The sequence below is a fragment of the Mesorhizobium sp. M1A.F.Ca.IN.020.06.1.1 genome, from assembly GCF_004023265.1.
GTDB lineage: Bacteria > Pseudomonadota > Alphaproteobacteria > Rhizobiales > Rhizobiaceae > Mesorhizobium.
Genome location: NZ_RZSR01001090.1, coordinates 1 through 1,841, shown reverse-complemented (window position 1 = coordinate 1,841; position 1,841 = coordinate 1). Strand labels below are relative to the sequence as shown.

2 protein-coding genes are annotated in these 1,841 nt (G+C 64.3%); both read left to right on the top strand.

The features are described 5' to 3' along the window. The first annotated feature begins 179 nt into the window (after positions 1-179). Positions 180-1,163, top strand: a complete 984-nt coding sequence (gene glpX, locus EOA60_RS31245) for a class II fructose-bisphosphatase (protein WP_095826122.1) — start codon at positions 180-182, stop codon at positions 1,161-1,163. Between the two features lie 140 nt (positions 1,164-1,303). Further along, on the top strand, positions 1,304-1,841 hold a 538-nt coding region (locus EOA60_RS31240), incomplete at its 3' end, for a DHH family phosphoesterase (RefSeq protein WP_245502657.1).

Here is a 1,841-nt window from a genome sequence, read left to right as displayed (position 1 = left end):
AGACAGGATCCGTATCGAGCGGGCGGAATAGTTCGAGTGATACTTCACCTTTAATCGATTGATATTGCTGCCATTTCAAAAATTGAAACGGCAAGTCTTGCCGTTGTCATGGAGCTTTGCCAGAAGAAGCGCGCTTCTGGCGGGAGGCAAAGCGCAGTTTCAACGAGGAATGCCCATCCATGAACATGGCCCAAAACATCGCAGCCGGCCTCGATCGTATCCTAACCATGGAAGTGGTGCGTGTGACCGAAAGGGCCGCGGTCGCCGCTGCCAGGCTGCGCGGTCGCGGCGATGAGAAGGCGGCCGACCAGGTCGCGGTCGATGCGATGCGCCAGGAACTCAACCGGTTGGCCATCAAGGGTACCGTGGTCATCGGCGAGGGCGAGCGCGACGAGGCGCCGATGCTCTATATCGGCGAAGAGGTCGGCACCGGCAAAGGCCCGGCGGTCGACATCGCGCTCGATCCGCTCGAAGGCACGACGATCTGTGCCAAGAACCTTCCCAACGCGCTTGCCGTCATCGCCATCGCGGAAAAGGGCAGCCTGCTGTTCGCGCCCGACGTCTACATGGACAAGATCGCCATCGGGCCGGGATACCCGGACAGCCTGATCGACATCGACGCGCCGCCGGCCGAGAACATCGCCAATCTCGCCAAGGCCAAGGGCGTGGCGGTGCCCGACATCACCGCCTGCATCCTCGACCGGCCGCGCCATGCCAAGCTGATCGACGCGGTGCGGGCCACGGGCGCCGCCATCCGGCTGATCGGCGACGGCGACGTCGCCGGCGTCATCCACACCACCGATTCGGAAGAGACCGGCATCGACATCTATCTCGGCACCGGCGGCGCGCCGGAAGGGGTGCTGGCCGCGGCGGCGCTTCGCTGCACGGGCGGACAGATGCAGGGCCGGCTGATCCTCGACACGCCGGAGAAGATTGCACGGGCCGAAAAGATGGGCATTTCGGATCCGAAGCGGGTCTATCGCGCGCAGGACATGGCGCGCGGCGACGTGCTGTTCGCGGCGACCGGCGTCACCGACGGCAATCTGCTCGGCGGGGTGAAGTTCGGGCGCACCTTCATCACCACTCACACCATCGTGCTGCGCTCGTCCTCGCGCACAGTGCGCGAGATCAAGGCGCGCCATCAGGATCTGGAAAAGTTCTGATTTCGTCCTTGTAGACACTTTCGCGCAATTACGGTCGGAGCGCCCTTCCACAGTTTTCCGGGGTGGTTCGCTTTCCCGGAATTGCTAGGGCTGTCGCATCTTGATATCTGCCGAAGGATGGTGTGCAGACGGCGCGTCTCATGATGGGCGAGAGACGCTTCTTCCTCGATGTCAGGCAGTCGGCGACCGGTGTTTCCTGGGAGCACCGGCTGACCGAGCGGCAGGACATGGCCGCTTTGGCCATCGCGCAGGGTCATGGCGTGCCGGACATCGTCGCAAGGGTGCTGGCTGGGCGCGGCGTGACGGTCGAGCAGACCGAGCGCTTCCTCGATCCGACGATTCGCGAGCTTTTGCCGAACCCGGCCTCGCTGACCGACATGGAGAAGGCGGCGGCGCGCATCGCGGATGCGGTCGTGGCCGGCGAGAGGGTGGCGATCTTCGGCGACTACGATGTCGACGGCGCCGCGTCGTCGGCGCTGCTGAAGCGCTTTCTGGCGCATTTTTCGGTGCCGTCCGAGATCTATATCCCCGACCGCATCTTCGAAGGCTACGGCCCGAATCCGGAAGCTATGCGCGAGCTGATCTCGCGCGGCGCGAAGCTGATCGTCACCGTCGACTGCGGCACCAACAGCGCCGTGTCGATCGAGGCAGCGAAAGAAGCCGGCGCGGATGTCGTGG

What these genes read in the sequence shown, in the direction of transcription:
- glpX (WP_095826122.1), top strand. Translation starts at nt 180, where the DNA reads ATGAACATGGCCCAAAACATCGCAGCCGGCCTCGATCGTATCCTAACC.